Origin of the sequence: Azospirillum sp. B510 (assembly GCF_000010725.1) — a bacterium.
Taxonomy (GTDB): domain Bacteria; phylum Pseudomonadota; class Alphaproteobacteria; order Azospirillales; family Azospirillaceae; genus Azospirillum; species Azospirillum lipoferum_B.
Map to the genome: position 1 here is coordinate 1,041,653 of NC_013854.1, position 16,428 is coordinate 1,058,080.

At 67.0% G+C, this 16,428-nt stretch carries 15 protein-coding genes; 10 read left to right on the top strand and 5 right to left on the bottom strand.

The features are described from left to right. Positions 1–62: 62 nt before the first annotated feature. On the bottom strand, positions 63–881 hold the full coding sequence (locus AZL_RS04875; protein ID WP_042442563.1) for an MlaA family lipoprotein: 819 nt from the start codon (positions 879–881) through the stop codon (positions 63–65). A gap of 455 nt (positions 882–1,336) precedes the next feature. On the opposite strand from AZL_RS04875, the gene AZL_RS04880 reads away from it, so the two are divergent. The 10 genes from AZL_RS04880 to AZL_RS04925 all read left to right on the top strand — a co-directional run bounded on the left by AZL_RS04880 (position 1,337) and on the right by AZL_RS04925 (position 10,775). Further along, positions 1,337–2,323 (top strand): ArsR/SmtB family transcription factor, encoded by a 987-nt coding sequence (locus AZL_RS04880; protein WP_042442565.1) that lies wholly within the window; start codon positions 1,337–1,339, stop codon positions 2,321–2,323. Then, a complete protein-coding gene (gene metF, locus AZL_RS04885) occupies positions 2,320–3,225 on the top strand; it encodes a methylenetetrahydrofolate reductase [NAD(P)H] (RefSeq protein WP_012973543.1) in 906 nt (301 codons plus the stop codon). The genes AZL_RS04880 and metF overlap by 4 nt, the downstream gene beginning before the upstream one ends. 62 nt (positions 3,226–3,287) lie before the next feature. Then, positions 3,288–3,761, top strand: coding sequence for a DUF29 domain-containing protein (locus AZL_RS04890; RefSeq protein WP_012973544.1), 474 nt, complete (start codon positions 3,288–3,290; stop codon positions 3,759–3,761). A gap of 4 nt (positions 3,762–3,765) precedes the next feature. Next, positions 3,766–4,239, top strand: coding sequence for a DUF29 domain-containing protein (locus AZL_RS04895; RefSeq protein ID WP_042442567.1), 474 nt, complete (start codon positions 3,766–3,768; stop codon positions 4,237–4,239). A gap of 50 nt (positions 4,240–4,289) precedes the next feature. Further along, positions 4,290–7,781: a methionine synthase gene (metH, locus tag AZL_RS04900; RefSeq protein ID WP_012973546.1), complete on the top strand. Its 3,492-nt coding sequence runs from the start codon at positions 4,290–4,292 to the stop codon at positions 7,779–7,781. Between the two features lie 51 nt (positions 7,782–7,832). Beyond that, a complete protein-coding gene (locus tag AZL_RS04905) occupies positions 7,833–8,165 on the top strand; it encodes a nucleotidyltransferase domain-containing protein (RefSeq protein WP_012973547.1) in 333 nt (110 codons plus the stop codon). After that, entirely contained in the window at positions 8,155–8,559 is a 405-nt protein-coding gene (locus AZL_RS04910; protein WP_012973548.1) for a HEPN domain-containing protein, read from the top strand. Before AZL_RS04905 ends, AZL_RS04910 begins: the two co-directional genes overlap by 11 nt. Further along, complete coding sequence (locus AZL_RS04915; RefSeq protein ID WP_012973549.1) at positions 8,556–9,059, top strand: thioesterase family protein; 504 nt, start codon at positions 8,556–8,558, stop codon at positions 9,057–9,059. The genes AZL_RS04910 and AZL_RS04915 overlap by 4 nt, the downstream gene beginning before the upstream one ends. Before the next feature lie 50 nt (positions 9,060–9,109). Continuing rightward, a complete protein-coding gene (locus AZL_RS04920; RefSeq protein WP_012973550.1) occupies positions 9,110–9,646 on the top strand; it encodes a pentapeptide repeat-containing protein in 537 nt (178 codons plus the stop codon). Between the two features lie 100 nt (positions 9,647–9,746). After that, entirely contained in the window at positions 9,747–10,775 is a 1,029-nt protein-coding gene (locus AZL_RS04925; protein ID WP_012973551.1) for a GGDEF domain-containing protein, read from the top strand. 24 nt (positions 10,776–10,799) lie between these two features. On the opposite strand, the gene AZL_RS04930 is transcribed toward AZL_RS04925, so the two are convergent. The 4 genes from AZL_RS04930 to AZL_RS04945 all read right to left on the bottom strand — a co-directional run bounded on the left by AZL_RS04930 (position 10,800) and on the right by AZL_RS04945 (position 16,156). Beyond that, positions 10,800–11,891, bottom strand: coding sequence for an NAD(P)H-dependent flavin oxidoreductase (locus AZL_RS04930; protein WP_012973552.1), 1,092 nt, complete (start codon positions 11,889–11,891; stop codon positions 10,800–10,802). A 108-nt stretch (positions 11,892–11,999) separates the two neighbouring features. Further along, positions 12,000–13,622, bottom strand: a complete 1,623-nt coding sequence (locus AZL_RS04935; RefSeq protein ID WP_012973553.1) for an ABC-F family ATP-binding cassette domain-containing protein — start codon at positions 13,620–13,622, stop codon at positions 12,000–12,002. Positions 13,623–13,747: 125 nt separating this feature from the next. Beyond that, positions 13,748–13,942: a YbdD/YjiX family protein gene (locus AZL_RS04940; RefSeq protein WP_042443531.1), complete on the bottom strand. Its 195-nt coding sequence runs from the start codon at positions 13,940–13,942 to the stop codon at positions 13,748–13,750. Positions 13,943–14,089: 147 nt separating this feature from the next. Continuing rightward, a complete protein-coding gene (locus AZL_RS04945) occupies positions 14,090–16,156 on the bottom strand; it encodes a carbon starvation CstA family protein (protein WP_012973555.1) in 2,067 nt (688 codons plus the stop codon). Positions 16,157–16,428 lie beyond the last annotated feature (272 nt).

The window sequence follows — 16,428 nt, forward strand, 5'->3', positions numbered from 1 at the left end:
GTCCGTCCATTCCGTGACGCGCGCGCCCGGCGGGCGCCGCGTCACGGAATGCCGACGGCCGATCAGGGCTTCGGCGCGCTCGCGGCGGGGGCGTTGCCGGCGCCGGAGCTGTTGGTGAAGTCCGGGAACTCCGGCTGCGCCGCATTCTTGTTGTTGGCGATCGCCGCCTCGCGCTGCTGATGGTACAGGCTGCGCACGGTGGCATAGAAGTCCAGCGAATTGCGGCGCAGGTCGTCGACCTCCTTCAGCACCTCCGACCGACGGTCGACGGCGTTGACGCCGGCGCGGGTGAACATCAGGCCCTGGCCGTTGTGGGCGTAGGCCCAGATGCGGACCGGGTCGCCGACGGTGTCGACGCCATAGCCGGTGGCGTCGCGCAGGTTCGACGGACCCAGCAGCGGCAGCACGAGATACGGGCCTTCGCCCACGCCCCACACCGCCAGCGTCTGGCCGAAATCCTCCTGAGCCTGCGGGATGGCCGCCTGCGACGCGACATCGGCGATACCGCCGGCGCCCAGGATGGTGTTGGTCAGGAAACGGCCGGTTGCGTTGGTCGCCCCGTCGAAATTCCCCTGCAACAGGTTGTTGGCGATGTAGAGCGGCGACATCAGGTTGTCGATGAAGTTATGGATGGCGTCGCGGATCGGATCGGGAACCACGGCGACATACACTTCGGCCGCCGGGCGCAACGCCACCGTGTCGACGGCGTCGTTCACCGCGAACACCACGCGGTTCGCCCCTTCCAGCGGATCATTGACCTGATAGGCGGCATCCTTCGCGCCCGAGTCGCCCGGGTTGGTCGCGCAGGCCGTCGCGGTCAGGGCGAGGCCCAGGACGGTGGCCGTCCGGAGGAGGGAGCGGGAAAAGCTGGCCAGCTTCATGTGCGACGGCTCTTTATCTGTGGGCTCGACTCGGTGCGGGTCGCCGCATGTCCTGTCCACAATCGAGGACACCGGTTACGGAAGTCCTCGGCTTTGGCAAGGCGACCACGCGGTCGGGAGGAAGATTGGGCGAGATATCGCGGAATTTCCACCGTTTCCTGACCTAACACAGGCTCGGCCGTTTGACCAGCATGCGCGGGCATGGTCTCCGGAACGGCGCGGCGAATGTGACGACGGTGCCGCGGGCCGTTCGGAAGGCTTGTGGACCGGCGGTTTCCCGCAACGACGGAACAGGTGCCGATGGTCCGCGACCATCCGATCGGCGGCTTGGAGAGCGTGGCCTGCGAAAAGCGGTTTACGACGCATAAAGATATCTTTATATCTGTATTCGGCTTGACCGGGCATGGTGCCTCGGCTGGCCGGTGCCCGTTGTGGCCCGAATCGGACGTGAGGCGATGGACGATCTGCTTGCGACGCTGAAGGCGGCGGCCGAGACGACGCGGCTCAGGCTGCTGGCGCTGTGCGCGCATGGCGAGCTGACGGTGACGGAGCTGACCCAGATCCTGGGGCAGAGCCAGCCGCGCGTCTCGCGCCACCTGAAGCTTTTGTGCGACGCCGGGCTGCTCGACCGTTTCCGCGAGGGAACCTTCGCCTTCTACCGCCTTGCCGAAAGGGGGGCGTCGGCCGAGCTGGCGCGCGTGCTGGTTGACGCGATCCCCGGCGACGACGCCACCCTGACGCTGGATTTGGAGCGGCTGGAGGCGATCAAGCGCGCCCGCTCGGAGACCGCCGCCGCCTACTTCCGCGAGAATGCCGCGCGCTGGCACGAGATTCGCTCCCTTCACATCGCGGAAGGCGAGGTCGAGGCCGCTCTGCTGCGCCTGTTCCCGAAAGAGGGGGTGGAGGAACTGCTCGACATCGGCACCGGCACCGGACGGATGCTGGAGGTGCTGGCCGGGCGCGTCCATCGCGCGATCGGGGTAGACCAGTCGCGCGAGATGCTGGCCGTCGCCCGCAACCGGCTGGAGGAGGCGGGCTTCCGCCATTGCCATGTCCGGCAGGCCGACATGTACCAGCTGCCCTTTTCCTCCGGCTCCTTCGACGCCGCGGTGATCCATCAGGTGCTGCACTATACCGAATCGCCGGCCGGCGTGCTGGCCGAGGCGGCGCGGGTGCTGCGCCCCGGCGGGCTGCTGCTGGTCGTCGATTTCGCCCCCCATCATCTGGAAGCCCTGCGCGAGGAGCATGCGCACCGCCGCCTGGGCTTCGCCGATGCCGAGGTCGCCGGCTGGTGCCGCCAGTCCGGCCTGGACTGCGGTCCGGTGGTGCATCTGCCGGGTGATCCGCTCACCGTTTCGATCTGGCCGGCGACCCGTCTTGCCGCCGGCGTTCCTGTTTCTTCCCCGAAGCCCGCCCACTCGCTCAGCGGAGTTCCGTCATGACCGCGCCCATCTCTGCGCCGCCGTCCATCAGCTTCGAGTTCTTCCCGCCCAAGACGGAGAAGATGGAGCAGAGCCTGTGGCAGTCGATCCGGCGGCTGGCCCCGCTGTCGCCCGGCTTCGTGTCGGTGACCTACGGCGCCGGCGGCTCGACCCGCGAGCGCACCCACGCCACCGTCTGCCGCATCCAGGCGGAGACCGGCATCCCGGCCGCCGCCCATTTCACCTGCGTCGGCGCTACCCGCGACGAGATCGACGCCATCGCCCGCACCTATTGGGACGCCGGCATCCGCCATCTGGTGGCGCTGCGCGGCGACCCGCCGGAGACGGCGGGCGGCGTCGGCGGCAAGTACGAGCCGTTTCCCGGCGGCTACGCCTATGCCGCCGATCTGGTGGCGGGGATGAAGCGGATCGCCGACTTCGAGATCTCGGTGGCGGCCTATCCCGAAGCCCATCCGGAGGCGCCGAGCGCCCAGTTCGACCTGGACAATCTGAAGCGCAAGATCGATGCCGGCGCCACCCGCGCGATCACCCAGTTCTTCTTCGACAACGATGTCTATTACCGTTTCCTCGACCGCTGCGCGGCGGCCGGCATCCATGTGCCGATCGTGCCCGGCATCCTGCCGATCACCAACTTCGCCCGCGCGGTGGAGTTCGCCGACCGGTGCGGCGCGTCGATGCCGGCCAAGCTGGCCGAGACCTTCGAGGGGCTGGACGACGACCCGGAGACCCGCCAGCTCGTCGCCGCGACCGTGGCGGCGGAGCAGTGCCAGGAGTTGCAGGCGCGGGGCGTGAACGACTTCCACTTTTACACGCTGAACCGGTCGGACCTGACCATCGCCATCTGCCGCATGCTTGGGGTGAAGGCGAAGGCAGCCCCGGCTGCGGCGCCAGTGGCGGGGTAGGGCGTTGTTGTAACGGATTCATGCTAGAGTCGCCGAACTTCCGCCGAAGGGGGCATAGCGCCATGGACAGCCGGATCGGATACGACACCGACTTCTACGCCTGGACCCAGGAACAGGCGCGGTTGCTGCGCGAAGCGGCGACCGAGCGCTCCAACTCGCCCATCGACTGGGAGCACATCGCCGAGGAACTCGACATCATGGGCGGGCAGGTCAAGGACGCGATCCGCAGCCATCTGGCCACGGTGATCGAGCATCTTCTGAAACTCGAACATTCACCCGACCCCTATCCGCGTCGGAAATGGCGGATCTCGGTAACCAAGGCCCGCCGTCATCTTCAGGACAAGCTGGAGGAGCATCCAAGCCTGCATCGTTGGCCCGCCGAGGTCCTGGGCAAAGCGTGGCTGGACGGCCGTGACGACGCCTGTCAGGACGACAGCGTCGCCATCGACGCGCTGCCGAAGGACTGCCCCTACGCTCTGGAGGATCTACGCGATCCCGACTGGTGGTCGGTGAGCCGGCATGGGCTGGAGGGCTGACGCCATGGACAGCCGGATCGGATACGACGCCGACTTCCTCGCCTGGACCGAGGAGCAGGCTCGCCTGCTTCGCGGCGCGGCGCGCGAGCGCATCAACACGCCCATCGACTGGGAGAATGTCGCGGAGGAGATCGAAAGCATGGGCCGGTCGGAATTGCGCGCGGTCGAAAGCGCGCTGCTCCGTGTGATCGAGCATCTGCTGAAGCTGGAATACTCTCCCGCTGAAGGTCCTCGCGGTGATTGGAAGATTTCGGTGCTCGAACACCGCGATCGCGTTGCCCGCGATCTGTCCGCAAGTCCAAGCCTTCGCGAGCGGATCGACACCGCCGGCATCTACAAGACCGGCCGCAAGATCGCGGCTCTCGGTCTGGAGCGCGACGGCATCCGGTTGAACGACTTGCCCGCCGATTGCTCCTATTCCCTGGACCAGCTTCTCGACGAGGACTGGTGGCCCGCCAACCGCAACGGCCTTACTTAAAATCCCGCTTTTGCCCCGAACCCGCCAAATAACGGACAAGACGCATTCCCATGCCCCACATCCTCGACACCCTGCGTGACCGTGTTCTGCTTTGCGACGGCGGGTTCGGCAGCCGCATCCAGGCGCTCGACCTCGACGTCGAGAAGGATTACTGGGGGCACGAGAACTGCACCGATATCCTGCCCCTGTCGCGTCCCGACATCGTCCGCGACATCCACCGCGGCTATTTCGAAGCCGGCGCCGACATGGTGGAGACCGACACCTTCGGCGCCTCGCCGGTGACGCTGGGCGAGTTCGGCATCTCCGAGAAGGCGTTCGAGATCAACCGGCGCGCCGTCGAGCTGGCGCGCGAGGCGGCGGAGAGCTTCACGGACGGCCAGCCCCGCTTCGTCATCGGCTCGATCGGGCCGGGCACCAAGCTGCCGAGCCTGGGCCACATCGCCTACCAGCCGGCCGAGGACAGCTTCCACGTCCAGGCCGCCGGGCTGATCGCCGGCGGGGCCGACGCCATCCTGGTGGAGACCTGTCAGGATCCCTTGCAGATCAAGGCCGCCGTCAACGGCATCAAGCGCGCCCGGCTGGAAGCGAAGTCGGACACCCCCGTCTTCGTCCAGGTGACGGTCGAGACCACCGGCACGCTGCTGGTCGGCACCGACATCGCCGCCGCCGCCACCATCATCCAGGCGCTGGACGTGCCGCTGATGGGGCTGAACTGCGCCACCGGGCCGCTGGAGATGAGCGAGCATGTGCGCTGGCTGGCGCAGAACTGGCCGGGCCTGATCTCGGTCCAGCCGAATGCCGGGCTGCCCGAGCTGGTCGACGGCAAGACCCATTACCCGCTGCTGGCCGGCGACTTCGCCCATTGGCTGGAGCGCTTCGTGGTCGAGGATGGCGTGAACCTCGTCGGCGGCTGCTGCGGCACCAATGTGCCCCACATCGCGGCGGCCAACCAGATGCTGCGCAAGCTGGCTCCGGCCGGCTCGCACCGGCCCAACCCGAAGGGCCGCACCGTCCATTGGGTGCCGGCGGTGGCTTCGCTCTATTCCCAGGTCACGCTGCGCCAGGAGAACGCCTTCTTCGCCATCGGCGAGCGCTGCAACGCCAACGGTTCCAAGAAGTGGCGCGAGTTGCAGGAGAGGAACGACTGGGACGGCTGCGTCGAGATGGCGCGCGAGCAGGTGAAGGAGGGCAGCCACTCGCTGGACGTCTGCACCGCCTTCGTCGGCCGCGACGAGGTGGCGGAGATGAACGCGGTGATCTCCCGCTTCGCCGGCTCGGTGACGGCGCCGCTGGTCATCGATTCGACCGAGTACAAGGTGCTGGAACAGGCGCTGGCGCTCTATGGCGGCAAGGCGATCCTCAATTCCATCAATTTCGAGGATGGCGAGGAGCCGGCGAGGCTGCGTCTGGAACTCGCCAAGAAGTTCGGCGCCGCCGTCATCGCCCTGACCATCGACGAAGAGGGCATGGCGAAGACGCCCGACCGCAAGCTCGCCATCGCCAAGCGGCTCTATGATCTGGCGGTGACCGAATACGGCCTCGCCCCGTCCGACCTGCTGTTCGACCCGCTGACCTTCACCATCGCCACCGGCAACGAGGACGACCGCAAGCTCGCCATCTGGACGCTGGAGGGCATCGAGGCGATATCCCGCGAGATGCCGGGCTGCCAGATCATCCTCGGCCTGTCCAACGTCTCCTTCGGCCTGAACGCCGCGGCGCGCCATGTGCTGAACTCGGTCTTCCTCGACCATGCGGTGAAGAAGGGGATGACGGGCGCCATCGTCCATGTCTCCAAGATCCTGCCGCTGCACCAGATCCCGGAGAAGGAGGTCAAGACCGCCGAGGATCTGATCTTCGACCGCCGCTCGGAAGGCTACGACCCGCTCCAGGCCTTCATCGCCCTGTTCGAAGGCCGCAAGGCGGCGGACGCCAAGAAGAAGGCGCGCGCCGAGACCGTCGAGGAGCGGTTGAAGGAGCGCATCGTCGACGGCGACCGCACCGGGCTGGAGGACGACCTCGCCGAGGCGATGAAGACCCATCCGCCGCTGGAGATCATCAACACCTATCTGCTCGACGGCATGAAGGTGGTGGGCGAGCTGTTCGGCGCCGGCAAGATGCAGTTGCCCTTCGTCCTCCAGTCGGCCGAGACGATGAAGGCCGCGGTGGCGTGGCTGGAGCCGCACATGGAGAAGGTGGAAGGCCAGCAGAAGGGCACGCTGGTGCTCGCCACCGTGAAGGGCGACGTCCACGACATCGGCAAGAACCTCGTCGACATCATCCTGACCAACAACGGCTACAAGGTGGTCAATCTCGGCATCAAGCAGCCGGTGAGCGCCATCATCCAGGCCGCCAAGGAGCATAAGGCCACCGCCGTCGGCATGTCCGGCCTGCTGGTCAAGTCCACCGTGGTGATGCGCGAGAATCTGGAGGAGATGACCCGCGAGGGGCTGGAGGTTCCGGTCCTGCTCGGCGGTGCGGCGCTGACCCGCGCCTATGTCGAGGGCGACTGCGTGGCCTCCTACGGCTCCGGCCGCGTCGCCTATGCCGGCGACGCCTTCGACGGGCTGACCCTGATGGACAAGGTGGTGGAGGGCAGCTTCGACCAGCAGCTCGCCATCCAGCAGGCCAAGCGCGCCGGCAAGGCGACCAACCGCCGCCGCGTGCTGGGGCAGGCGACCAGCGCCGCCACCGGCCCGGTGGACAAGGATGCCGTCCGCGCCCGCCGCCACCGTCTGGCCGAGGGCGTGCCGGTGCCGACCCCGCCCTTCTGGGGGCCGAAGCTGATCGACCATGTGCCGCTGAAGACGCTGGTCACCTACCTGAACGAGCGGATGCTCTATCAGCTGCAATGGGGTTATCGGAAGGATGGAAAATCCTTCGAGGAGTTCAAGGAGTGGGCGAAGAAGGAGCTGCGGCCGGTGCTCGACCGCATTCTCCAGATCGCGGCGAAGGAGGAGATCCTGCGCCCGACCGCCGTCTACGGCTATTGGAAGGCGGCGGCCGACGGCAACGATGTCATCCTGTTCGAGGAGGACGGCACCACCGAGGCCGCCCGCTTCTCGCTGCCCCGTCAGGCCAAGGAGGATGGCGAGTGCATCGCCGACTTCCTGCGCGACGTGACCGATCCGGAGCGTGACGTGATCGGCCTCCAGGTCGTCACCATGGGCCAGCATTGCGCCGACGTGGCGCGGGACTGGTTCGCCGAGAACCGCTACCAGGATTATCTCTACCTGCATGGACTGTCGGTGGAGATGACCGAGGCGATGGCGGAATATGTCCATGCCCGCATCCGTGCCGAGCTGGGTTATGGCGCCGAGGACAGCCGCGACAAGGAGAAGCTGCTACAGCAGGCCTATCGCGGCAGCCGCTACAGCTTCGGCTATCCGGCCTGCCCGAACCTGAAGGACCAGGAACAGCTGTTGAAGCTGCTCGACGCCGGCCGCATCGGCATCGAAATGTCGGACGAGGACCAGCTCCATCCCGAGCAGAGCACCTCGGCGATCGTCCTGCACCACCCGCGGGCCAAGTATTTCTCGGTGTGAGCGGCCCCGCCGCCGCCCGTTCCGTGTTAGGATGGGCGGCGGAGGCTTCTGATGACGGTCATCGACGCGCGGAACGATGAGAGGTTGCGGATCCTGCTGGACCGGATCGTTCCGGCTCTGGAGCCGGAGGCCGTCTATCTGTTCGGCAGCCGGGCGCGCGGTGATTTCGATGAGGACAGCGATTACGACCTGCTGGTGATCGTCCCGGACGATGCGCCGAAGGAACGGCGGTCGATCCGCTACGCCTATGCGTCCAAGATCGGCACCGGTATCCCGGCTGACGTGCTGCCCTGTTCCCGCACCAATTTCGAACGCTACAAGGATTCCGTGGGGACCCTCTGCTACGAGGCCAATCACAACGGCGTAAGGGTCTATGGACACTGACGTCGTCCGCTCCTGGATCATGGTGGCCGAGCGCGATCTCGCCATGATCCGCAAGGCCATCGCAGGCCCGGATCCCGAACCGGCGGGCGCCGCTTTCCATTGTCAGCAGGCGGTGGAGAAGCTGATCAAGGCCCTGCTGGTCGCTGCCGGTATCAACCCCCCGCGCAGCCATGATCTGGGGAGCCTGATCGACCGTTTGCCCGCTGAACATGGGTTGCGTGAGGCGCTGCTTCCGCTTCAGCGCTTCACTGAACTTGCCGTCGCCTATCGCTATCCGACCGCGCAGCTTTTCGACGATCCACCCGACGAACCCACTGTCGAGGAGGTCGCCGGCTGGCTGGCGGAGATCGAGACGCTGCGAACCGACATCATCCGTTTCCTTGGTATGCCATGACCGCTGATGCCTCCGCCCCCCTGAGCCTCCACCACGAGACCGTCCGTCCGGAGTGGATCGACTACAACGGGCACATGAACGTCGCCTATTACCTGCTGGCCTTCGATCATGCGACGGACGCCGTGCTGGACCGGTTCGGCATCGGCAAGGCCTATGTGGCGGCGGAGAACCGGTCGGTCTTCGTGGCAGACGCCCATCTGACCTATGCCCGCGAGGTGACGGAGGGAACGCCGCTGCGATTCGAGTCCCTGCTGCTCGGTGCCGATGCCAAGCGGCTGCACCTGTTCCACGAGATGCGCCATGCCGAGGAGGGATGGCTGGCGGCGACGGCGGAGTTCATGCTGCTGCATGTCGATCTCGGCATTCGCAGGACCTGCCCCTTTCCGCCATCCGTCGCGGCGACGCTCGCCGAAGAGGCGTTGGCCCATGCCACCCTTCCCCGGCCGCCGCAGGCCGGGCGGGCCATCCGGCGACTGGATGGCGCCGGACCGGACCGCTAGGATTGCGCCGGGTGGTTGAGTCGACGTCCGCTCTCCCCATCTATCGGAGGATGACAACCGCATCCGTCCCGCCCGCCCGCACCGGACCATGGTCCGGCATCCGTCCCGCCGCCGCCGCTGTCCTGATCCTCCTGGCCGCCGGGCCGGCGCTTGCCGACTGTACCGAGGCGGCACAGCCGAAGGTCAACTGGCGGCGTTGCTCGCTGGAGGGACAGACGCTGACCGGGGTGAATCTCGGCGGGGCGATGCTGCGCGACACCACTTTCCAGCGCGCCACGCTGGGACAGGCGACGCTGGCCGATGCCGACGGTTATCGCGCGAAGTTCATCAGCGCCAGCGCTCCCGCCGCGGTCTTCGACCGGGCGAGGCTGATCGAGGCGGACTTCACCCGTGCCGACCTGACCGGCGCCAGCTTCCGCGAGGCCGATCTGCGCAACGCGAAAATGGTCGGGGCATCGCTGGCGCGGGCCGATCTGACCGGAGCGAAACTGTCCGGGACAGACCTGCGGCATGCCGACCTGTCCGGCGCGCGCTGGACGGATGGCACGCATATCTGTGCGGAAAGCTCGGTCGGGCAATGCAATTAAAAGCTTTCGACCATCCCGCCCCGGCGCTTAAAACCTCCTTGCTGTAGGGGCTTGCTCCGCGTAACGTTCGAAATCGAACGATTTTGGATGGACGGCGGCCGTGGCGACTGTGGGGGATTTCGAGTTTTCCAGCGGTCTCGCCAACAAGGCCATGGATCGGATGCGGACCGATCGGCTTCCCCCCACCCCCGAGAATTTCACGCTCTGGTACGTGTATTTCAGCGGCAACAATCCCGACCTGACCCGCGCCATCGATCTGGCGCGACGAGACGGGCTGGCCGCCTCGCAAACCCTGTGCGAGGAGCTGTATAAGCGCTTCTTCACGATGGATGCCGAAGCCCAGGCGATCAGAGAGACGTCCGACAAGGCGCGTTATGCTCTGGGGCGCATATTGGAGCAGCTCGGCACTGTCGGATCGGAGACCGAGCGCTATGGCAACGCCCTGTCCGGCTTCCGGGAGGAGCTGGACCAACCGCTCAGCCTGGCGGAATTGCGCGCCATGGTCGCCGCCATCGCGGCCGAGACCAGGGAGATCGTCGACCGCCAGACCGCCCTGCAACTCCAGCTTCAGGAATCGAGCCATCAGCTGGCGGAGATGCGGGTCAGCCTGGACAGCGCCCGGCGCGAGGCGCTGACCGATGCGCTGACCGGGATCGGCAACCGCAAGGCCTTCGACCAGATGCTGGAGGAGGCGATGGAGACGTCGGTCCGCGATGAACAGCCGCTCTCGTTGCTGATGGTCGACATCGACCATTTCAAGACCTTCAACGACATCCACGGCCATCTGGTCGGCGACCATGTGTTGAAGCTGGTGGCGCGCATGCTGACCGAATGCATCAAGGGCCGGGACACCGCGACCCGCTATGGCGGCGAGGAGTTCGCCATCATCCTGCCGCGCACCAGCCTGGAGAACGCCTCCAAGCTGGCCGAGCAGGTGCGCGGCTTCGTCGGCGCCCGCCAGATCGTCAACAAGGCGCGCAACGCCAATTACGGCACCGTCGCCCTGTCGGTCGGCGTCGCCCAGTACCGTCCCGGTGAACCGGCGATGTCGCTGGTCCGCCGGGCCGATCAGGCGCTCTATGCCGCCAAGCGCGGTGGCCGCAACCGCGTCACGGTCGAGGCCGTCTGAGCCGGGCGGCCCCCGGGACGGGCGTCAGTCAGCGAGTTTCCGGCATATCGCCCCGGTTTCCCGCAGCAGTTCCGTCACCAACTCGCCGGCGGGTCGCCGCCGCGCCATCCGCAGCCCCTGGCCGGCCCATAGCGACAGGAACTCCGCCCGCCCGGATTTGCCGGCGGCGGTGCGCAGCGGTCGCGTCAGCGCGTTCTGCAACGGGAAGGGCAGCACGGCGTCGGGCATCAGCGGGTCCTCCACCGTTTCCATGAAGCGGTTGACGATGCCGCGCGCCGACCGACCGGAAAAGGCTCGGGTGATGCGGGTCTGGTCCTCGCGCGCCGCCAGGATGGCCGCCTTGTGCGCCTCCGAGATGCCGGCCTCGTCGGTGGTCAGGAAGACGGTGCCCATCTGCACCGCGCTGGCCCCGAGAGCCAGCGCCGCGGCGATGCCGCGCCCATCCATGATGCCGCCGGACGCGATCACCGGCACCCCGACCGCATCGACCACTTGCGGCACCAGCGCCATGGTGCCGACCAGATTGGCCCCCCGATCTTCCCAGGGATCGCCGATGAAGCTGCCGCGGTGGCCGCCGGCCTCGCCGCCCTGGGCGATCACCGCATCGACGCCGGCCTGCTCCAGCGCCACCGCCTCCGCCACCGTCGTCGCGGTGCCCAGCACCCGCATGCCGCGGGCCTTGGCCGCGACGATGCTGTCGGCCGGCGGCAGCCCGAAGGTGACGCTGTAAAGAGCAGCCCCGCTGTCGAGCACCGCCGCGAATTGCCGGTCGAACGCATCGCCGCCATAGACAGGCTCCTCCGCCTCCGGCAGCCCGAGTTCGGCATGGAAGGGCGCCATGCGGGCCATCGCCTCGGCCATCATCGGCGCGGGGCCGGGCGCCGGCGTCGGCGCGAACAGGTTGATGCCGAAGGGCAGGGCGGTGCGCTCACGAATAGCGAGCGCTCGCTCGGAAATCTGCGCGCCGGTCAGATAGGCGGCGCCGACGAAGCCGAGCCCGCCGTTCTCGTTGACCGCCGCCACCAGAGCCGCCGTATCGCCGCCTCCCGCCATCGGCGCCTGGATCACCGGAGACCGCAATCCCAGCCGTTCGAGGGAATCCGTGAGAGAGGGCATGTCCGCCTCCGCCGCTTCGACAACGGAGGCGATGCTACGCCCGTGGCGCTTTCATGACCAATGACTTGTTCTGAAGGAAACGTTCACTTGAAGTGATGGGGCGGGGCCTTAGCTGCGCAGCCCCGGCGCCTCCTGACCGGTGCGCTCCACATACTCGGTGTAGCCGCCGCCATACTGGTGGATCCCCTCCGGCGTCAGCTCCAGCACGCGGTTGGACAGGGCCGCCAGAAAATGGCGGTCGTGCGACACGAACAGCATGGTGCCCTCATAGGCCGCCAGGGCGGAGATCAGCATCTGCTTGGTGTCGAGGTCGAGATGGTTGGTCGGCTCGTCCAGCACCAGGAAGTTGGGTGGGTTGAACAGCATGATCGCCATCACTAGGCGCGCCTTCTCGCCGCCCGACAGCACCCGGCATTTCTTCTCGACATCGTCGCCGGAAAAGCCGAAGCAGCCGGCCAGCGCCCGCAGCGAGCCCTGGCTGGCCTGGGGGAAATGGGCCTCCAGCGCCTCGAAGATGGTCTGGTCGCCGTCCAGCAGCTCCATCGCATGCTGGGAGAAATAGCCCATCTTGACGCTGCCGCCGATGGTGACGGTGCCGCTGTCCGGTTCCGACGCCCCGGCGATCAGCTTAAGCAAGGTCGATTTGCCGGCGCCGTTGACCCCCATCACGCACCAGCGCTCCTTGCGGCGGATGGTCAGGTCCAGCCCCTCATAGATGACCCGGCTGCCATAGCCCTTGTGGACATTCTTCAGCACCGCGACGTCGTCGCCGGAGCGCGGGGCCGGTGGGAAGTCGAAGGTCACCACCTGCCGGCGCTTGGGCGGCTCGAAGCGCTCGATCTTGTCCAGCTTCTTGACGCGGCTCTGGACCTGGGAGGCGTGGGAGGCGCGGGCCTTGAAGCGCTCGATGAATTTCAGTTCCTTCGCCAGCATCGCCTGCTGGCGTTCGAACTGCGCCTCCTGCTGCTTCTCCTTCAGCGCCCGCTGCTTCTCGTAGAAGCCATAGTCGCCGGAATAGCTGGTCAGCGTGCCGCCATCGATCTCGATGATCTTGGTGACGATGCGGTTCATGAACTCGCGGTCGTGCGAGGTCATCAGCAGGGCGCCCTCGTAGCCCTTCAGAAAACCTTCCAGCCAGATCAGGCTTTCGATGTCCAGATGGTTGCTCGGCTCGTCGAGCAGCATGGCGTCGGGGCGCATCAGCAGGATGCGGGCCAGCGCCACGCGCATCTTCCAGCCGCCCGACAGGCCGCCGACATCGCCGTCCATCATCTCCTGGCTGAAGCTGAGGCCCGCCAGCACCTCGCGCGCCTTGCCCTCCAGCTCATAGCCGCCCAGCTCGTCGAAGCGGGCCTGGACCTCGCCATAGCGCTCGATGATGGAGTCCATCTCGTCGGCACGGGCAGGGTCGGCCATCGCGGCTTCCAGCTCCGCCAGTTCGGCGGCGACGACGCTGACCGGCCCGGCGCCGTCCATCACCTCCGCCACGGCGGAGCGGCCGGCCATCTCGCCGACATCCTGGTTGAAATAGCCGATGCTGACCTGCTTCTCGATCGCCACCTGCCCGCCGTCCGGCAGCTCCTCGCCGGTGATCATGCGGAACAGGGTGGTCTTGCCGGCGCCGTTGGGACCGACCAGCCCGATCTTCTCACCCCGGTTGAGCGCGGCCGAGGCCTCCAGGAACAGGATGCGGTGGCCGTTCTGCTTGCTGACGTTATCGAAGCGGATCATGGGCGACAGGGGTCCTTGACGGCATGGTGCGGGGACGCGTGATGGCGGCCCCTTATGCCACAGGATCCAGGGATGGGGGAGGTTTGATGGCGGCCCCCATCACCCGCACGTCTCTCCCGAGCCGGTCAGCAGCAGCCGGCCTTCCCGGCGCCGTAGCGGGCCTCCAGCCGGTTGTCGAGGAACTCCTGATAGGTCATCACCGGCTTGTCGGGATGCCGCTCCCCCATGTGCGCGACATAGCGGTCGTAATCCGGCACCCCGATCATGAGCTTGGCGGTCTGCTCGAAATAGCCGCGGAAGCGGCTGAGATTGCTTTTCAAGCTGCTCATCAGGCGGCCTCCCGGACAGATGCGGCGGACGTGGCGCGTTTCCCGGTCTCATACCCGGACCGGCGTCCCGTCCGCCGCTTAAGAAGGAATGACCTTACCGGCATCGCGGGGCGATGCTCAACACCGCCCGCGATGCCGTCAGTCGCCCGCCCCGGCGACGGCGCCGCTTGCCGGGACCTCCCGCGTGGTCGGGCGGTCGCTGCGCAGCGCCTGAAGGCAGGAGCGGATGCCGAAGCCCAGCACCGCCAGCACGACCACGACGAACAGCGACGCCAGCGCCGCGTCGAGATAGTCGTTGAAGATGACCTGGCGCATCTGCTCCATCGACTTCGCCGGAGCGAGGAGCTTGCCCTCGTCCGCCGCGGTGCGGAAGCGCTCGGCATGGGCGAGGAAGCCGATCGCCGGGTTGCTGTGGAAGACCTTCTGCACGCCCGCCGTCAGGGTGCAGATCAGCAGCCAGACCGCCGGCACCATCGTCACCCAGGCGTAGCGTTCCCGCTTCATCCGGAACAGCACCACCGTGGCCAGGATCAGGGCGATGCCGGCCAGCATCTGGTTGGAGATGCCGAACAGCGGCCAGAAGGTGTTGATGCCGCCGAGCGGATCGACCACGCCCTGATAGAGGATGTAGCCCCAGGCGGCGACGCAAAGGCCGGTCGCGATCAGGTTGCCGGCCCAGGACGCCGTCTTCTGTAGCGGCTTGAAGAAGACGCCCAGCAGATCCTGAAGCATGAAGCGGCCGGCGCGGGTGCCGGCATCGACGGCGGTCAGGATGAACAGCGCCTCGAACAGGATGGCGAAATGGTACCAGAACGCCATCATCGACTTGCCGCCGAACAGCTCGGAAAAGATCTGCGCCATGCCGACCGCCAGGGTCGGGGCGCCGCCGGCGCGCGACAGGATGCTGACCTCGCCGACATCCTTGGCGGTCTGGCTGATCATCTCCGGGGTGATGACGAAGCCCCAGCCGTTGATCACCTGGGCGGCGGTCTCGGCCGTGGTGCCGAGCACCGCCGGCGGGCTGTTCATGGTGAAATAGATGCCGGGCTCGATGCAGGAGGCCGCCACCAGGGCCATGACCGCGACGAAGGACTCGGTCAGCATGCCGCCATAGCCGATGAAGCGGGCCTGCACCTCGTTCTCCACCATCTTGGGCGTGGTGCCCGACGAGATCAGGGCATGGAAGCCCGAGACGGCGCCACAGGCGATGGTGATGAACAGGAAGGGGAACAGGCTGCCCGACCACACCGGGCCGGTGCCGTCGACGAACTGGGTGATGCTGGGCATCCGCATCGGCGGGGCGACCAGCAGGATGCACAGCGCCAGGATCATGATGGTGCCGACCTTGAGGAAGGTCGACAGATAGTCGCGCGGCGCCAGCAGCAGCCACACCGGCAGAACCGAGGCGACGAAGCCGTAGCCGATCAGGATCCAGGTGATCTGGATGCCGGTCAGGGTGAAGATCGGCGCCAGGGTCTCGCTCTGCGCGACCTGGCCGCCGAGCAGGATGGCGGCGATCAGCAGGAAGAAGCCGATCACCGAGATCTCGCCGATCCGGCCGGGGCGGATGAAGCGCATGTAGACGCCCATGAACAGCGCGATCGGCACCGTCGCGGCGACGGTGAAGAAGCCCCACGGGCTGTTGGTCAGCGCCTTCACCACCACCAGGGCCAGCACCGCCAGGATGATCACCATGATCATGAAGGTGCCGAACAGGGCGATCACGCCGGGAATGTCGCCCAGCTCGGACTTGATCAGCTCGCCGAGCGAGCGGCCGTCGCGCCGCATCGAGACGAACAGGATCATGAAGTCCTGCACGGCGCCGGCGATCACGACGCCGGCGAGGATCCACAGCATGCCCGGCAGATAGCCCATCTGCGCGGCCAGCACGGGGCCGACCAGCGGGCCGGCGCCGGCGATGGCGGCGAAATGATGGCCGAACAGGACATATTGGTTGGTCGGAACATAGTCCAGCCCGTCATTGTGGCGGACCGCCGGAGTCGTCCGGTTGGGGTCGAGCCGCATGACCTGCGAGGCGATGAAGAGGCTGTAGTAGCGGTAGGACACCAGATAGGTGCAGACGGCGGCCACCACCAACCAGAGGGCGTTGATGGTCTCGCCCCTGGTCAGCGCCACCGTGCCGAGCGCGAAGGCCCCCAGCACGGCGATGACCAGCCACGGCAGGTGGCTGACGATGCGGGACATGTGGACTCCTCCCAAAAGATCGTTCTTGCCGGCAGGCATGGCGGTTCCGATCGACGGAATTCCGGCGGACGGGACACTGGCCTGCGCGCAGCCTCCACCGGCCGGAGGATTCCGCCTTCAGCGTGCCCAAATGTCGGCAGTCTGGGGAACTCGGCTGTAAGCCATTCATCCAGTTAGGGGAATGGCGGAACTGTAAGCCCGGCCAATCGCGATGTCAGCAGCAAAATCCACCACCGACCCGTGCTGATCGGCCCACGGCCAGCCGGATTGGC

Excerpts from the sequence above, each read along its gene's own strand:
- AZL_RS04875 (WP_042442563.1), bottom strand. The coding sequence starts at position 881 with ATGAAGCTGGCCAGCTTTTCCCGCTCCCTCCTCCGGACGGCCACCGTC.
- AZL_RS04880 (WP_042442565.1), top strand. The coding sequence starts at position 1,337 with ATGGACGATCTGCTTGCGACGCTGAAGGCGGCGGCCGAGACGACGCGG.
- metF (WP_012973543.1), top strand. The coding sequence starts at position 2,320 with ATGACCGCGCCCATCTCTGCGCCGCCGTCCATCAGCTTCGAGTTCTTC.
- AZL_RS04890 (WP_012973544.1), top strand. The coding sequence starts at position 3,288 with ATGGACAGCCGGATCGGATACGACACCGACTTCTACGCCTGGACCCAG.
- AZL_RS04895 (WP_042442567.1), top strand. The coding sequence starts at position 3,766 with ATGGACAGCCGGATCGGATACGACGCCGACTTCCTCGCCTGGACCGAG.
- metH (WP_012973546.1), top strand. The coding sequence starts at position 4,290 with ATGCCCCACATCCTCGACACCCTGCGTGACCGTGTTCTGCTTTGCGAC.
- AZL_RS04905 (WP_012973547.1), top strand. The coding sequence starts at position 7,833 with ATGACGGTCATCGACGCGCGGAACGATGAGAGGTTGCGGATCCTGCTG.
- AZL_RS04910 (WP_012973548.1), top strand. The coding sequence starts at position 8,155 with ATGGACACTGACGTCGTCCGCTCCTGGATCATGGTGGCCGAGCGCGAT.
- AZL_RS04915 (WP_012973549.1), top strand. The coding sequence starts at position 8,556 with ATGACCGCTGATGCCTCCGCCCCCCTGAGCCTCCACCACGAGACCGTC.
- AZL_RS04920 (WP_012973550.1), top strand. The coding sequence starts at position 9,110 with ATGACAACCGCATCCGTCCCGCCCGCCCGCACCGGACCATGGTCCGGC.
- AZL_RS04930 (WP_012973552.1), bottom strand. The coding sequence starts at position 11,891 with ATGCCCTCTCTCACGGATTCCCTCGAACGGCTGGGATTGCGGTCTCCG.
- AZL_RS04935 (WP_012973553.1), bottom strand. The coding sequence starts at position 13,622 with ATGATCCGCTTCGATAACGTCAGCAAGCAGAACGGCCACCGCATCCTG.
- AZL_RS04945 (WP_012973555.1), bottom strand. The coding sequence starts at position 16,156 with ATGTCCCGCATCGTCAGCCACCTGCCGTGGCTGGTCATCGCCGTGCTG.